This is a genomic window from Rhizobium altiplani (assembly GCF_001542405.1).
GTDB classification, from domain to species: Bacteria; Pseudomonadota; Alphaproteobacteria; order Rhizobiales; family Rhizobiaceae; genus Rhizobium; species Rhizobium altiplani.
This window is the reverse complement of the sequence record NZ_LNCD01000146.1, coordinates 63,278-78,754: the sequence shown is the minus strand read 5'-3', so window position 1 is coordinate 78,754 and position 15,477 is coordinate 63,278. Positions and strand designations below refer to the sequence as shown.

Below are 15,477 nucleotides of genomic sequence, written 5' to 3'. Positions count from 1 at the left end.
TATCGCGTTTTTGCCGATCTTGAGCGTCACCGCGGCAGCTTTCCGCGCGCCACGCGACACACGGCGGACGGCCCGAAGGAAGTCACGGTCTGGTGCTCCAACGACTATCTCGGCATGGGCCAGCACCCCAAGGTGGTCGAGGCGATGAAGAATGCCATCGATCACTGTGGCGCGGGTGCGGGAGGCACCCGGAATATCTCTGGCACCACCCACTACCACGTTCTGCTCGAGCGCGAGCTGGCTGATCTTCACGGCAAGGAAGCGGCACTGATCTTCACCTCGGGCTACGTCTCCAACTGGGCGGCGCTCGGCACGCTTGGCGCCAAGATCCCCGGCCTCATCATCTTCTCCGACGCGCTGAACCATGCGTCGATGATTGAAGGCATTCGCTACGCCAAGTGCGAGAAGGTGATCTGGAAGCACAACGACATCCATGATCTCGAAGCCAAGCTGGCGGCTGCCGATCCGAAGGCGCCGAAGCTGATCGCCTTCGAATCGGTCTATTCGATGGATGGCGATATCGCCCCGATCAAGGAGATCTGTGACCTCGCCGACAAGTACGGCGCGATGACCTATCTCGACGAAGTGCATGCCGTCGGCATGTACGGGCCGCGCGGCGGCGGCATTGCCGAACGCGAAGGGCTGATGGACCGCCTGACTGTCATCGAGGGCACGCTCGGCAAGGCGTTCGGCGTCATGGGCGGCTATATCGCCGCCTCGACGGCGCTGTGCGACTTCATCCGCTCGTTTGCGTCTGGTTTTATCTTCACGACGGCGCTGCCGCCGGCGCTTGCTGCCGGTGCGGTTGCCTCGATCCAGCATCTGAAGGTCAGCCCGTTCGAGCGGGCACGCCACCAGGATCGGGTCCGCAAGCTGAGGGCGCTGCTCGATCAGCGCGGCATCCCGCATATGCCGAACCCGAGCCACATCGTGCCTGTCATGGTCGGCGATGCGGCCAAGTGCAAGTGGATCTCCGACCTGCTGCTCGACAATTGCGGTGTCTACGTGCAGCCGATCAACTACCCGACGGTGCCGAAGAAGACCGAGCGGCTGCGCATCACCCCGACGCCGCTGCACAGCGACACCGACATCGAACACCTCGTCGAGGCGCTGCATTCGCTCTGGGCGCGCTGCGCGCTCGCGCGGCACGTGGCCTAGCCAGCGCTATTCGGACGGGCAATTGCGAGAGATAGTGCTCGTCATTGCCCGTGGATGATCAAGGATTTCGCTCGTTCGAAATGAGCCGTGCGCCACGGAAACCAGGACCCAGGGCGACGATGCTTGGAGAAAGTGTTGGCGACTGTTTCCGGCCGTGCCGACGGCCTGCTGCCAACCTGAAGAAGGTGACAGTCGCCGGCGGGCGAGGAAACCACAGCCGTTCGGCAGCCCCGGCATGGCCAGAAGGCTCGCCAATAATTGATCGCGATCAAAGACGCGTTGGTCCTTCCGGTGGACAAGACCTTATCGAATTCCTCAGGAGAAGACGGCCTTGATGATATCTCAACACGACCGGCAAGCGGCCATTGCGCAGAATGATCAAGCAGATGGAAAGGAAGGTCCGGCGCCGTCGAGGCGGCAGGCCGTGGCGCACCTGCGGCGGCTTGTTCCTCTTCTTGGAAGCCACCGACGATTGACAATCGGCGCGACGCTTGCCCTCACCGCCGCAGCCTTGATTTCGCTTGCGCTACCGATGGCCGTTCGGCGCATGATTGACAACGGCTTCGGGCAGGGCGATGGCGAATTCATAAACCGTTACTTCCTGATGGCCATGGCTCTGGCAGTTGCTTTGGCAATTGCCAGCGCTCTTCGATACTATTTCGTGACGGCACTGGGAGAACGCCTGGTAGCCGATCTCCGGAAGAAGGTCTTTGGCCACGTCCTGTCACTTCCCGCCCAGTTTTTCGATTCGAACCACTCCGGCGAAATTGCCTCGCGTCTCACCGGTGACACTGCCCAGATCAAGACGGCGGTCAGTCTGACAGCTTCGGTGGCGTTGAGAAACTCAATCCTGTGCGTAGGCGCCCTCGGCATGATGTTCGTGACAAGCCCTGGCCTGTCATCGATCGCCCTCGCGGTGATCCCCTTGATCCTCTTACCGCTGATTGTCTTCGGCCGCTCAGTCAGGAAAAAGTCCCGAGCGGCCCAGGACGCGCTTGCGAGCGCCTCCTCCTATGCCAGCGAAATCATCGCGGCAAACCGGACGGTGCAGTCTTTCAATGCCGAAGATGCTGCCCGTCAACGGTATGTCTGCGACGTCGAAATGTCCTATGGCAAATCCATTGCGGCGGCGCGCTCGCGCGCTTGCCTGACAGGCTTTGCCATCGCACTCATATTCGGCAGCGTGGTCGGCGTCCTCTGGCTCGGGGCGCACAGCGTCCTCGCCGGCACACTCTCGCCAGGAAGTCTCAGTCAGTTTCTGATCTACTCGGTGATTGCAGCCGGCTCCTTGGGCTCTCTATCGGAAGTCTGGGGTGAGCTGGCGCAGGCAGCAGGAGCTGCCGGTCGGCTTTTCGAGCTTTTGAATGAACAAACCTATGATCGCGAGCCTGAGGCAAGCATGCCGCTTCGCAGCCCCGTCCGCGGTGGCATCGAGGTATCAGATCTGCATTTCTCCTATCCCAACACCCCCCAGAAAGAAATCCTCGCCGGACTTTCCATGACGGTCTCTCCGGGAGAGACGGTCGCTCTCGTCGGGCCATCGGGTGCCGGAAAGAGCACGGTCTTTTCGCTTCTGCTCGGATTCTATGACGGCAGCGGCGGACGCCTTTCCATCGATGGACGAGACGTGCGCTCCATCGCTCCGCGAGACCTCCGCAAGGAGATTTCGATCGTGCCACAAGAGGTGACGATTTTCGCGACCACCATCTTCGAAAACATCGCGTTCGGAAGACCAGATGCAACGCGGGACGAGGTCGTCGCAGCCGCGATCAAGGCCCAGGCGCATGGTTTCATCACTGGCCTTGAGAATGGATACGACACTGTCGTTGGCGAAAGGGGTCTGACCCTTTCTGGAGGACAGCGGCAGCGGTTGGCGATTGCCCGCGCTATACTGAAGGACGCCCCAGTCCTCCTGCTCGATGAGGCAACCGCGTCGCTTGACGCCGAGAACGAGCAGCTCGTACAGGAGGGCTTGGAACAGCTCATGGACAATCGATCGACCATCGTGATCGCTCACAGACTTGCGACCGTTCTCAAGGCCGACAGGATCCTTGTGGTCGACGCGGGCAGGATCGTCGAGCAAGGAACGCACGCCTCTCTAATGCGCAACGGCGGCCTCTACAAACGGCTGGCCGAACTCCAGTTCAAGGGGCCAGCCACCGACACCGAGCTGGACGCAGCGTGAGGCGCCATCCAAACCGCACACCGGTTGATGCCGCTATGCGAGCAGTTCGCCTGCGAGCGAGGGTGGAATGACGAACCAAACGTTGTGACCGGGCGCAGGGAAGTGGCGCGCTGAGGTCGTGGTGACGCGCAGGACGTGGGATAAAGGCGTTTCTGTGTAGGCAAAGTCTTCAGCCCCTGTTTGGGGATTGGCTCGCCAATTTAGGGTCGGTTTGTTAAGCTGCCGCTCAGCCAAGCGAGGCTCGGACATGCCAAACGATCCACCGCGATCTCATCTGGTGGCAATGAAAGGAGACGGCTTCTACAACCGTCATTCCTCAATGCAGGCCACTGGCATTTCAGCACTCCTTTCATTGTGGGAAACGGCGTGCCGGACAGTCGCCGCGGGCGAAGGTCCCTTTACCATCGTCGATTATGGTTCCTCACAAGGCCGCAATTCGATGCCCCCCATGCGCGTGGCGATTAAGGCGTTGAGGCTCCGGTCGGGCCCATCCGTGCCAATCGAAGTCGTCCACACTGACCTTCCCACGAATGATTTTTCGGCTCTGTTTGAAGCGCTTTCTTCAAGCCCTGACAGCTACATGAATGAAGCTTCTGATGTTTTTCCCTCTGCGATCGGCAGGTCGTATTTCGAGCCGTTGTTCCCACCTCAACGCGTGGATCTCGGATGGTCGACGTGGTCATTGCAGTGGATGAGTACCGGAATGATCGAAGCGCCTGATCACATTCTCGCTGGAATGAGTGCCACGCCTGCAGTGGTTTCTGCGGTAAAGCGACAACAGGCGAAAGATTGGGAGCGCTTCCTGGTCCTGCGGTCACGGGAAATGCGCCCTGGCGGGAAACTCGTGGCGGGCTTTACGGCCCGCACAGCCGACATCACGGGTTGGGAATGGCTCCTTGGCGAGCTCTGGTCGGCATTGTGTGACATGAGGACGGATGGCTGGCTTTCGCAACGAGAGCAGACCCGCATCACAATACCGATCGCCATACGGACCTTGGATGAGATCAGGAAACCGTTCTTGGAAGGTGAAGATTTCGCCGATCTAGAACTCGAGCATCTCGATCTCGTCAGGCTTGCTGATCCTTGTTGGGAGCAATTCGAAAGGAACGGCGATGCGTTGGCGTTCGCCAAGCGTCATACGGCAATGATGCAAGCCTGGTGCGAGCCGACAATCGCGAGCTTGATCGAGCCATCTCGCAATCCGGCCGCATTTGTCGCTGAACTGTTCAACCGGTTTGAGCGTAGACTGGTTGAAGGTCCCCGGCCTCACGAACCCTACATGGCCGCCGTGGTGTTATCCAAACGAGCCTAGCCAGAGAATTGGCGCGCGGCGGAAATTTGACATTCTCGATGATCCTGATGTCGACAAATCTCCTTCTGCCAATACGGGTTTGTTCCATCCGGGCAGCCTTCTTGCGAGAGGCTCTGGAGGTCTTTTCGTCTCGTCTTCCCGAAAGCCGGTCCGGTGACTGGTGGGCGCACATGAGCTTGCTGCGTCTTCCACATTGCGGCCAGCCGGCTCTCACTTCATGATAAGCGCATCGGATATCGAAAGCGGCGGCTAATGCATATCTTCCTCGTTCGACACGGCGAATCGCTAGGCAATATCAATGAACAAGCCTACCGGCAGTTCGGCGACCATAATGTTCCGTTGACGCAGTGGGGGTATCGGCAAGCACTGGCGGCCGGGCGAGCGATCGCAGCCTATCTTGCCGAATTGCCGCGCGGACAGATACGACAACTTGACGTCTGGTATTCTCCCTATATGCGGACGCGGCAAAGCAAGGACGCCTTGCTGGAGGCGCTGCCGCCCGGATTGGTCAGGAGCGTTCGTGAGGACTACCTGTTGCGCGAGCAGGATTTCGGTCTCTTCACCGAAATCTATGACCACGCGGAGCGAAGACAGAAATTTCCTGATGAGTTCGAGAAATGGGCGAGATTGCGGAGCAACAGCGGGAAGTTCTACGCAAGGCCACCGGATGGCGAGAGCCGGGCGGATGTCGCCCAGCGGCTTCGTCTATTCCTTCAAACCGTGACGAATGACGTGCGCGATGGCGGCAACGACCTGATCGTCGTTGGCCATGGTGTCACCAACAGGGCGTTCGAAATGAACTTTCTCCACCATGCCGTCGATTGGTTCGAGCGCTCCGACAATCCGGCAAATTCCGACGTGACTTTAATCGACGGGACACATGCGCGCGGCTTCAGATCAACCCTGTTGCACAAGGCCGAAGACCGCCGGACCGGAGATGAAGAGTTGCGCGATGCCTATGGATCCGAACTGACGCTCACGCCGAAAGCCACGCCATAGACCCGTGCCATCGCATTATCCGGAAAAGTGCGACTGCTTCGATCCAGGGCGTGAAGAGCCTCCACGGAGGGAGGGTTCGAAGCACCGGTTGCCACGATGCCTCGAAGCCTCCCTCGTCCTTCCAGGAGATGAAGGACAAGAAGGACATAGGTCGCAAATCGGAGCGGGGAAGGGGACCAAAGCCTGAGACAAGCGAATATGGTCCATCTGCAAGGCGCATAGTAGGCTAGCAAAATCAAGCACCTGGCAAATTAACCGTTGCGGGACCATCAAAAAGTCAGACCGTGTTGTCGATTTTTGCCGTCCCCAAACGTTCCTTGTTGGACGGCGGTTTCGAAATCCGCCCAGTCGTCCTTTCAATATCAGGAGGAATTGATGTGATGGATGCGATCAATCTTGTTTCCGCGCGGGAGCTGGCCAGAAGAAACGGCCTCAGTTTTCCGAACGAAAGCCCCGAGTATCGGCAGGCCCGCGATGAATTGCTCGCCGAGGAAATCGAGTTGCGCCGACATATCGAACGCGTTGCCGAGCAGCGCCGCGCGCTGCCTCCAGGCGGTCAGGTCCGGAAGGACTACCGCTTCCAGGGGCCCGATGGCGAGGTTACCTTGAGAGACCTGTTCGCGGACAAATCCACATTGGTGATTTACAGCTACATGTATGGGCCGCAACGCGAACGACCATGCCCGATGTGCACGTCCATGCTGTCGGCGTTCGACGGAGAAGTCCCCGATATTTGCCAGCAGGTCGCCTTTGCCGTCGTCGCACGCTCGCCGATTGAACGTTTATTGGCGTTCAAGAAGGAGCGCGGCTGGCATCACTTGCCACTCTACTCCGACACGACGGACGAATTCAGTCGCGACTATCATGCCATTGGTCCTGACGGCGGCGATGGCGCTGCCTATAACGTCTTCACGATCAAGGATGGCGTCATCCGTCACTTCTGGAACCCGGAAATGGGCTTCGCAACTGCCGATCCCGGCCAGGATCCGCGCGGCGCGCCGGATTTCATGCCGCTGTGGACCGTGCTCGACACAACGCCGGATGGGCGGCCGCCGAGCTGGTATCCGAGCCTTACCTATGGCAGTGGGCCGTAGGGCAGGGCCGTCAGTAAGGCGGGCGTCAGCCTTGCCTGCCGACGCTCGCATACATGCCCGTGGTACGAAACTCGGTCGGGTTCGTGCCATAGATGCGCCGAAAGACCTTGGAAAAATAGTTCGCGTCCTCGAAGCCTGAGCGGATTGCGACCTCCTTGACGGGCATGTTCGCGGTCTTGGTCAACAGTTTGACGGCCCGCTTCAGTCGTTTCTGCAGGACGAACTCGGCCGGCGGCAGGCCCTCGTTGGCTGCGAACATTCGCGAGAAATGTGCCCGGCTGAGGCCTGCGACCCGCGCAAGATCCTCGACCGGCAGAGGACGCTCCAAATTCGCCATGATGTAGTCGATGACATGCTGCATCGTCCGGTATTCTTCACTGAAAACAGGATGCGAACCGAAGACATCGTCGTACAGCGCCATGGCCGCCTCATAGGCGATTGCTGAAGCCAGGCCCGGCGTCTCGGCGCCATTGATCAGCCGGAGACTGCAATCTGCCAGATGCTCGATCGTTTGCGGCTGCAGTTTCAGGATCGGTCCGGTCACCGCGAGGATCGAGCGGTGGATGCGCAGCGCCTCATCGCCATTCATCGAAATCCAGAAAAATTCCCAGCGGTCCCCATCTTCAAGCCAATAGCGGTGATTGTGCGGGACGAGCACGAGCAGTGTCTCGCCTTCTTTCACCCGAAGCTGGCGATTCTCGTAACGCAGGTTGCCCGCGCCTTTGATCGTATGTTGCAGGACGGTGAACGGTGTTTGGCCGCGCTTTCTGCCATCCCAGTCGTAGGTCGCATTCTCTCGGATCTCGTAGCCTGTGCTGGTCGGCATTGTGTGCAGGCTCTGGCGGCCGCGCGGCAGCGACACGGTCCTCATGACCGGTCCGTTGTCAATCAATTTTTGCAGCACAAAATTACCCATGAAAGCATAATCCTTCTCTGGCGGCCCCGCCGAATATGCGCATAATCCGCCCCCAAGAGAGAGAACACCGCCTGCACCGAGGAGCGGCAGGGAGGGGAATAAGCCGGATTTCTGGCCTTTTTTGGCTTCGGGCGCAAGCCCGGGTCCATTTCTTCTTCTCATCGTTCAGCGCCAGCAAATTTGATCGCATTGAGGCAAGGATCATGAGTTTCAAAATCGCTATCATCGGCGCAGGCAGCGTCGGCTTCACAAAAAAACTGTTCACCGACATCCTCTGTGTGCCGGAATTCCAGGACGTTGAGTTCGCGCTTACCGACATGAGCGAACATAATCTGCAGATGATCAAGCAGATCCTCGACACGATCGTTTCCTCCAACAAGCTGCCAACCAAGGTTACGGCGACGACGAACCGCCGCGAGGCACTGACGGGTGCGCGCTATATCATCAGCTGCGTGCGCGTCGGCGGCCTGGAAGCCTATGCCGATGACATCCGCATTCCGCTGAAGTACGGCATCGACCAGTGCGTCGGCGATACGATCTGCGCCGGCGGCATTCTCTACGGCCAGCGCAATATTCCTGTCATTCTGGATTTCTGCAAAGACATCCGTGAAGTCGCAGAGCCTGGTGCGAAGTTCCTGAACTACGCAAACCCGATGGCAATGAATACGTGGGCCGCCATTGAATACGGCAAGGTCGATACGGTCGGTCTCTGCCACGGGGTCCAGCATGGCGCCGAACAGATCGCTGAGGTGCTCGGCGCGAAATCGCCTTCCGAACTCGACTACATCTGCTCTGGCATCAACCACCAGACCTGGTTTGTCGATCTCAAACTCAATGGTCGCAAGATCGAGAAGGACGAGCTGGTTGCAGCCTTCGAAGCCCATCCCGTCTTCTCGCAGCAGGAAAAGCTGCGCATCGACGTGCTGAAGCGGTTCGGGGTCTATTCCACGGAAAGCAACGGCCATCTGTCCGAGTATCTTCCCTGGTACCGCAAGCGCCCCGACGAAATCACCAAGTGGATCGACATGTCCGACTGGATCCATGGCGAAACCGGCGGTTATCTTCGTCACTCCACCGAGACCCGCAACTGGTTCGAAACCGAATTCCCGCAATTCCTGGAATCGGCATCGAAACCGATCGATCGGGCCAAGCGTTCGAACGAGCATGCGAGCCATATTCTTGAAGCCCTCGAAACCGGACGCGTCTACCGCGGCCACTTCAACCTCAAGAACAATGGGATCATCACCAACCTGCCAGCCGATGCGATTATCGAGTCCCCCGGCTTCGTCGACCGCTTCGGCATCAACATGGTTTCCGGTATCACGATCCCCGAAGCATGTGCGGCCACCTGCATGGCGTCGATCAACGTTCAACGCATGTCGGTTCATGCGGCCATCAGCGGCGATATCGACCTTTTGAAGCTCGCCGTTCTGCACGATCCGCTGGTCGGTGCCGTCGCGACGCCGGAGGAGGTCTGGCAGATGGTCGACGAGATGGTCGTCGCCCAGGCGCGCTGGTTGCCGCAATATGCGCACGCAATCCCGGCTGCCAAGGAACGTCTGGCGAAATCGACTGTCAAGACCCGCGACTGGGCAGGTGCCGCCCGTCGCAACGTCCGTTCCATCGACGAGCTGCGTGCCGAAAAGGCTGCACTCAAGCAGGCCGTCTAAAGCTTTCGGACACGGGCGGCGATGGGGCTCCGGGAGGGAACTCATCGCCGAAGGCCCGTCGCCGGATCGTTTGAGGAGAAGCGGGGCTGCCACAAGCACCCCGAAAAACAAAGGGAGAGACGATGAGTAATATCCGCAACCTTGGCATTCTTGCCGGACTGGCGCTGAGCGTCTCGGTCTCGGCATTGAACGCCTATGCTTCCGAGCCGACGACACCGCCCGTTCCGCCGCAGTTTCCGGCGGAAGGCAAGATCAAATACGTATCGAGAGATTCCATCGAGGAATTCAAGGCGCTTCCGGCGTATCACGAGCCGGACTGGGTCACGAAGAACTTCGTCGACAGCGGCAAGCTGCCGCCGGTCAAGGATCGACTGCCCAAGGAACCTCTCGTCTTCAAGACCGACAACATGGTCGATGGCATCGGCGTTTATGGCGACACGATGCGCCATGTCATCGGCGGTCGGCCGGAAGGCTGGAACTATGGCGCCGGCCAGACACAGGGTTGGGGCGGCATCGATATCGGCCTGTCGGAGTGCCTGACGCGCACCGCGCCGCTCTTCCAGGTTGAAGCAAAGGACACCGAGCCGCTTCCCAATCTCGCCAAGAGCTGGGACTGGTCGCCGGATGGCCACAAGCTGACCATGCATCTGGTTGAAGGTGCCAAGTGGTCGGACGGCGCGCCGTTCAATGCCGACGACATCATGTTCTACTGGGACGACGAAGTCATCGATCCGAACGTTTCGCCGCTTGGAGGCGGCGCATCGCCTGAGGCCTTCGGCGAGGGAACGACGCTCAAGAAGATCGACGATTACACCGTCGAATGGACCTTCAAGGATGCTTTCCCGAAGCAGTATCTCTACACCATGGCCTATCCGAGCTTCTGCCCGGGCCCGTCGCATATCCTGAAGCCGCAGCATCCGAAGTATTCGAAGAACACTTACGACCAGTTCAAGAATGCCTTCCCGCCGGAATTCATGAACATGCCGGTCATGGGTGCCTGGGTGCCGGTCGAATACCGTCCCGACGACATTATCGTCATGCGCCGCAACCCCTACTACTGGAAGGTCGACGAAAAGGGCAACCAGCTGCCCTATCTCAACGAGTTGCACTACAAGCTGTCCACCTGGGCTGATCGTGACGTGCAGGCCGTTGCCGGTTCCGGCGACTTCTCCAATCTTGAGCAGCCCGAAAATTTCGTGGCTTCGCTGAAGCGCGCAGCCGAAAAGACGGCACCGGCACGTTTGGCCTTCGGCCCCCGCCTGATCGGCTACAACATGCGCATGAACCTCTCCGCAAACGGATGGGGCGACCCTGATACCCGCGGCCAGGCGATCCGTGAACTCAACCGGAACGAAGACTTCCGCAAGGCGGTCACCATGGGTCTCGACCGCAAGGCAATCGGCGACTCGCTGGTCAAGGGTCCGTTCACGGCGATCTATCCCGGCGGTCTCTCATCGGGCACGAGCTTCTATGATCGCAACTCCGTGGTCTATTATCCGTTCGACCTCAAGGGTGCGAAGGAACTGCTCGCCAAGGTCGGCCTGAAAGACACCGATGGTGATGGCTTCCTGAACTTCCCGGCGGGAACGGAAGGCGGCAAGAACATCGAAATCGTGCTTCTGGTCAACAATGCCTACGCCACGGACAAGAGCCTTGCCGAGGGTGTCATCGGCCAGATGGAAAAGCTCGGCCTGAAGGTCATTCTCAATGCGTTGGATGGCCCGAAGCGTGACGACGCCCATTACGCCGGCCGTTTCGACTGGTTGATCCAGCGCAGCTCGCCCGAGCTTGCCTCGGTCGTCCAGAACACCGAGCAGCTGGCGCCTGTTGGTCCGCGGACGAGCTGGCAACATCGTGCCGGCAAGGACGGCAAGGTTGACCTGATGCCTTACGAACAGAAGATGGTCGATATCATCACGAAGTTCCAGACCAGTCAGGACAACACAGAGAAGGTCGAGCTGATGAAGCAGTACCAGAAGGTTGCGACCGAGAATGTCGATACGGTTGGCCTCACGGAATATCCGGGTGCCCTGATCGTCAACAAGCGCTTCTCGAACGTGCCTGCGGGTACTCCGATCTTCATGTTCAACTGGGCCGAAGATTCCGTCATCCGCGAGCGTCTGTGGGTGGCCGCCGACAAGCAGGGCAAATACGAGCTGTTCCCCGAACAGCTGCCTGGCAAGCCTGGCGACAAAGGTCCGAACAACTAAGAACTCCCCTCCCAACGAGGACTCCGGTCGCGCGTGAAGCGCGGCCGGGCAATATCAACAAGCCAGCCGCACCGACAGGCGCGACCGGCGGCAAGGAGAAGCGAACCGTCCGATGTTACGATTCCTGCTCGTGCGCATAGCCTCTGCGATTCCCGTCCTCATCATTTTGAGCGTCGTGACATTCGCGATCATCCAGGCGCCGCCCGGTGACTATGCCGACTACATCCGTTCGCAGCTGATCAATCAGAGTGGTGCCTCATTCGCGCAGGCGGACGAACAGGCCCAGGCATACCGGATCGCCCACGGCCTCGACCAACCGATGGTCATCCAGTACGTCAACTGGATCAAGGGCATCATTACCCGCGGCGATTTTGGCTACAGCATGTTCTACAACAAGCCTGTTGCCGATGTCGTGGCCGAACGCCTGCCGCGCACGCTGGCGCTGGCGCTCGTCTGCCACATCTTCGCATCCGTGCTTGGCATCGGCTTCGGCATCTGGGCCGCAACCCGTCAGTATAGCTGGATCGACAGCCTTCTTTCTGGCATCTCCTTCCTTGGCATGACGGTGCCGCGCTTCCTGATGGCGCTGATCATCGTCTACCTCCTGGTCTTCCAGTTCAACGTCTCGGAAATCGGCAGCTTCTTCTCGCCGCAATTTGGCGGGGCGCCGTGGTCCTGGGCAAAGTTCGTCGATCTCGTCAGCCATGTCTGGCCGGTCGTCGCCATCGCCACCTTCGGCGGGCTCGCCTACAACATGCGTGTCATGCGCGGCAATCTGCTCGATACGCTGAACGCGCAATATGTTGAAACGGCTCGCGCCAAGGGCCTCTCCGGCAGTGCTGTTGTCATGCGCCACGCCGTGCCGAACGCGCTGCATCCGCTCGTTATGTATCAGGGCGTCGTGCTTCCCTACATGCTGACCGGCGAGATCGAGACCGCGATCATCTTCTCGCTGCCAACCGTCGGACCGGCGATCGTCGGCTCCATGGCAATCGGCGACGTCTATGTCACGGCCACCTTCATGATGGTGCTTTCCGCCACGCTGATCGTCGGCAACATCATCGCCGACATGCTGCTTGCCATGCTGGACCCGCGCGTCCGCCAGTACGGAGGAGCCTGACATGCTCGCCTTCGATTCAGCTCCTCCGCCACCGCACGAGGAAATCACCAAGCACCCGCACAACGGCAATGAAAGCTATCTTTCGCTCGTCTGGCGCCGGCTGCGGCGTTCCTGGACAGGCATGATGGGCCTCATCCTCGTCGGCCTGCTGCTCTTCATGGCAATCTTTGCGGATTTCTTCGCGCCGATGGATCCAAAGGCGACCGATGTTGGCTTCGCCCCGCCTCAGCTTATCAGCCTGCGCGACAAAGACGGCAACTTCGCCTTTCCGCCGCGCGTCTATGCGCTCGGCGAATCCGAGGAACTCGATCCGGTCACGTTCCAGCCAATCGTCGGGCCGGACTACAACAACCCGCGCTATCTCGGCTTCTTCGTGAGAGGCGCTGAATACAGGCTCCTTGGCCTCATTCCTGCCGACCGGCACTTCTTCGGATCGGTCGATGGCCAACCGGTCCATTTCCTCGGGACCGACAAGTTTGGTCGTGACATCCTCTCGCGTGCCATCATCGGCTCACGCATCTCGCTGATGATCGCGCTGACCGTGGTCTTCATTGTCACCATTGTCGGAACAACCGTTGGCATGGTGTCGGGCTATTTCGGCGGAACCTTCGATGCATGGGTGCAGCGCTTCGTGGAAATCGTCCTGGCCTTCCCGCAGTTGCCGCTTTATCTGGCCCTGACGTCGCTGATCCCTGTCACCGCACCAACCAATGTGTTCCTCGCATTTGTCATTGTCGTCATGTCGGCACTCGGTTGGGCGCAGATGTCGCGCGAAGTTCGCGGGAAGACGCTGGCACTCGCCCGTATAGACTATGTGCGCGCTGCCATGGCGGTTGGCGCCACTGACCGGCGCATCATCTTCCAGCACATTTTCCCGAACGTGATGAGCCACGTGATCGTTGCCGTCACCCTGCATATCCCGAGCGTCGTGTTGCTGGAATCGTTCCTCGGCTTCCTCGGCTTCGCCGTAAAGCCACCGCTGATTTCCTGGGGCCTGATGCTGCAGGATACCGCAAATTACTCCGTGATCGGGACCTACCCCTGGATCCTGGCGCCTGTCGGCTTCGTGCTGGTCACCGTCTTCGCCTTCAATGCACTGGGCGACGGTCTGCGCGACGCGGTCGATCCTTATTGAGGTGATGAAGATGGCTCTCTCACTCGTCAATTCCTTCGCTCCGCCGGTGCGCCACGACCACGAGGCGCATCAGGAAAAACCCGTCATCGACGCCCGCAATATCGGCGTCAAGTTCAAGGTCGAGCACGGCATCGTCGACGCGGTGAAGGATATATCCTTTCAGCTCTACCGCGGCGAAACGATCGCCATTGTCGGCGAATCGGGTTCCGGCAAGTCCGTGACTGCCCGCACGGTCATGGGCCTCTTGTCCAAGCGTGCAACCGTCTCGGACAAGTCGACCGTCCACTATGACGGCAACAACATCCTGACATTTTCGGAGCGTCAGCGTCGCAAACTGCGGGGCGACCGGATCTCGATGATCTTCCAGGAGCCGATGAGTTCACTGAACCCGATCTACACGATCGGCAGCCAGATCATCGAAGCGATCCGTGTCCACCGCAAGGTCAGCCGCAAACAAGCCGAGGCACGGGCCCTGGAGCTGTTGAACCATGTGCAGATTCCCGATCCGGAAGCGCGGCTGAAGCAGTATCCGCACCAGCTGTCGGGCGGGCAGCGCCAGCGTGTGATGATCGCCATGGCTCTTGCCAACGATCCTGATGTGCTGATTGCAGACGAACCGACGACGGCGCTTGACGTCACCGTGCAGGCCCAGATCCTCAATCTCATTCGCAGCCTCCAGACGGAACTGCGAATGGCGGTGATCCTTATCACTCATGACCTCACGGTGGTGCAGAAGTTCTCCGACTATGTCTACGTCATGCAGCATGGTGAAATGCGCGAGCACAACACGACGGAGCGCCTCTTTGCCAACCCGCAGCACGCCTATACCAGGCATCTTCTTGGCTCCGAGCCGCGTGGGCAGGCCAATCCGTTGCCCGAAGGATCCGACATTATCCTCGAGGCGCGCGACGTGAGGGTCTCCTTCATGATGCGCCACGGCAGTTTCTTCAAACCGCAATTGAAGGAACTGGTCGCCGTCGACAGCCTGAACCTGACGCTACGCCGCCATGAAACGCTGGGTCTTGTCGGCGAGTCCGGCTCCGGCAAGACCACCTTTGGACAAGCGCTGCTTCGACTGAACGACCCTGATGGCGGCGAGATCTTCTTCGACAAGCTGCCGATCCATGGCAAATCCCGGGCCGAGATGCGGCCGCTTCGCTCACGCATGCAGGTCGTCTTTCAGGATCCGTTCTCCTCGCTCAACCCGCGCATGACGATCGGCCAGATCATCGAGGAAGGGTTGATCGTCAACCAACTGGGCGCGACCAGGGCAGAGCGGCTCGATCGTGTTCGCGAGGCGCTGATTGCGGCAGGCATGCCGGGCAATATCCTGTCGCGTTTCCCGCATGAATTTTCCGGCGGTCAACGCCAGCGCATCGCGATCGCTCGCGCCATCGCGCTCGAGCCGGAATTCATCCTGCTCGATGAACCGACGTCGGCGCTCGACCTTTCCGTCCAGGCCCAGATCATCGAACTGCTTCGCAAGCTGCAGGACGAGCGCGGCCTCAGCTACCTCTTCATCTCGCACGATCTCAAGGTCGTGCGCGCCCTCTGCCACCGTGTGATCGTCATGCAGCATGGCAAGATCATGGAGGAGGGGCCCGTCAACGAAGTTCTCACCAATCCCAAGACCGCCTACACGGAACGGCTTGTCAAAGCCGCTTTCGAAGTCGCCTGA

At 59.6% G+C, this 15,477-nt stretch carries 11 protein-coding genes; 10 read left to right on the top strand and 1 reads right to left on the bottom strand.

The window, feature by feature from the left end:
* The 5 genes from hemA to AS026_RS37675 form a co-directional block, all read left to right on the top strand.
* Nucleotides 1–1,158: 5-aminolevulinate synthase (gene hemA, locus AS026_RS37695; RefSeq protein WP_062376203.1), on the top strand; the 1,158-nt coding region annotated here is incomplete at its 5' end.
* A gap of 334 nt (nt 1,159–1,492) precedes the next feature.
* Nucleotides 1,493–3,343, top strand: coding sequence for an ABC transporter transmembrane domain-containing protein (locus AS026_RS37690; protein ID WP_062376201.1), 1,851 nt, complete (start codon nt 1,493–1,495; stop codon nt 3,341–3,343).
* Nucleotides 3,344–3,590: 247 nt separating this feature from the next.
* Nucleotides 3,591–4,655, top strand: a complete 1,065-nt coding sequence (locus AS026_RS37685) for a class I SAM-dependent methyltransferase (protein WP_063805968.1) — start codon at nt 3,591–3,593, stop codon at nt 4,653–4,655.
* A 252-nt stretch (nt 4,656–4,907) separates the two neighbouring features.
* The gene (locus AS026_RS37680) at nt 4,908–5,654 is read left to right on the top strand and encodes a histidine phosphatase family protein (protein WP_062376195.1); all 747 of its coding nucleotides are present in this window, start codon (nt 4,908–4,910) and stop codon (nt 5,652–5,654) included.
* 380 nt (nt 5,655–6,034) lie between these two features.
* Complete coding sequence (locus AS026_RS37675) at nt 6,035–6,748, top strand: DUF899 family protein (protein WP_062376193.1); 714 nt, start codon at nt 6,035–6,037, stop codon at nt 6,746–6,748.
* A gap of 25 nt (nt 6,749–6,773) precedes the next feature.
* On the opposite strand, the gene AS026_RS37670 is transcribed toward AS026_RS37675, so the two are convergent.
* Nucleotides 6,774–7,664, bottom strand: a complete 891-nt coding sequence (locus tag AS026_RS37670) for an AraC family transcriptional regulator (RefSeq protein ID WP_062376191.1) — start codon at nt 7,662–7,664, stop codon at nt 6,774–6,776.
* Nucleotides 7,665–7,867: 203 nt separating this feature from the next.
* On the opposite strand from AS026_RS37670, the gene melA reads away from it, so the two are divergent.
* The 5 genes from melA (at nt 7,868) to AS026_RS37645 (ending at nt 15,477) form a co-directional block, all read left to right on the top strand.
* Nucleotides 7,868–9,334 carry an alpha-glucosidase/alpha-galactosidase gene (melA, locus tag AS026_RS37665; RefSeq protein WP_062376188.1) on the top strand — a complete coding sequence of 489 codons (1,467 nt, stop codon included), beginning with the start codon at nt 7,868–7,870 and terminating at the stop codon, nt 9,332–9,334.
* A gap of 122 nt (nt 9,335–9,456) precedes the next feature.
* Complete coding sequence (locus tag AS026_RS37660; protein ID WP_062376185.1) at nt 9,457–11,544, top strand: ABC transporter substrate-binding protein; 2,088 nt, start codon at nt 9,457–9,459, stop codon at nt 11,542–11,544.
* Nucleotides 11,545–11,656: 112 nt separating this feature from the next.
* Complete coding sequence (locus tag AS026_RS37655) at nt 11,657–12,664, top strand: ABC transporter permease (RefSeq protein WP_062376183.1); 1,008 nt, start codon at nt 11,657–11,659, stop codon at nt 12,662–12,664.
* 1 nt (nt 12,665) lies between these two features.
* The gene (locus AS026_RS37650; protein ID WP_062376180.1) at nt 12,666–13,799 is read left to right on the top strand and encodes an ABC transporter permease; all 1,134 of its coding nucleotides are present in this window, start codon (nt 12,666–12,668) and stop codon (nt 13,797–13,799) included.
* Between the two features lie 10 nt (nt 13,800–13,809).
* Nucleotides 13,810–15,477, top strand: a complete 1,668-nt coding sequence (locus AS026_RS37645; RefSeq protein WP_062376212.1) for an ABC transporter ATP-binding protein — start codon at nt 13,810–13,812, stop codon at nt 15,475–15,477.

Excerpts from the sequence above, each read along its gene's own strand:
- AS026_RS37660 (WP_062376185.1), top strand. The coding sequence starts at position 9,457 with ATGAGTAATATCCGCAACCTTGGCATTCTTGCCGGACTGGCGCTGAGC.
- melA (WP_062376188.1), top strand. The coding sequence starts at position 7,868 with ATGAGTTTCAAAATCGCTATCATCGGCGCAGGCAGCGTCGGCTTCACA.
- AS026_RS37650 (WP_062376180.1), top strand. The coding sequence starts at position 12,666 with ATGCTCGCCTTCGATTCAGCTCCTCCGCCACCGCACGAGGAAATCACC.
- AS026_RS37680 (WP_062376195.1), top strand. The coding sequence starts at position 4,908 with ATGCATATCTTCCTCGTTCGACACGGCGAATCGCTAGGCAATATCAAT.
- AS026_RS37645 (WP_062376212.1), top strand. The coding sequence starts at position 13,810 with ATGGCTCTCTCACTCGTCAATTCCTTCGCTCCGCCGGTGCGCCACGAC.
- AS026_RS37675 (WP_062376193.1), top strand. The coding sequence starts at position 6,035 with ATGGATGCGATCAATCTTGTTTCCGCGCGGGAGCTGGCCAGAAGAAAC.
- AS026_RS37670 (WP_062376191.1), bottom strand. The coding sequence starts at position 7,664 with ATGGGTAATTTTGTGCTGCAAAAATTGATTGACAACGGACCGGTCATG.
- AS026_RS37690 (WP_062376201.1), top strand. The coding sequence starts at position 1,493 with ATGATATCTCAACACGACCGGCAAGCGGCCATTGCGCAGAATGATCAA.
- AS026_RS37655 (WP_062376183.1), top strand. The coding sequence starts at position 11,657 with ATGTTACGATTCCTGCTCGTGCGCATAGCCTCTGCGATTCCCGTCCTC.
- AS026_RS37685 (WP_063805968.1), top strand. The coding sequence starts at position 3,591 with ATGCCAAACGATCCACCGCGATCTCATCTGGTGGCAATGAAAGGAGAC.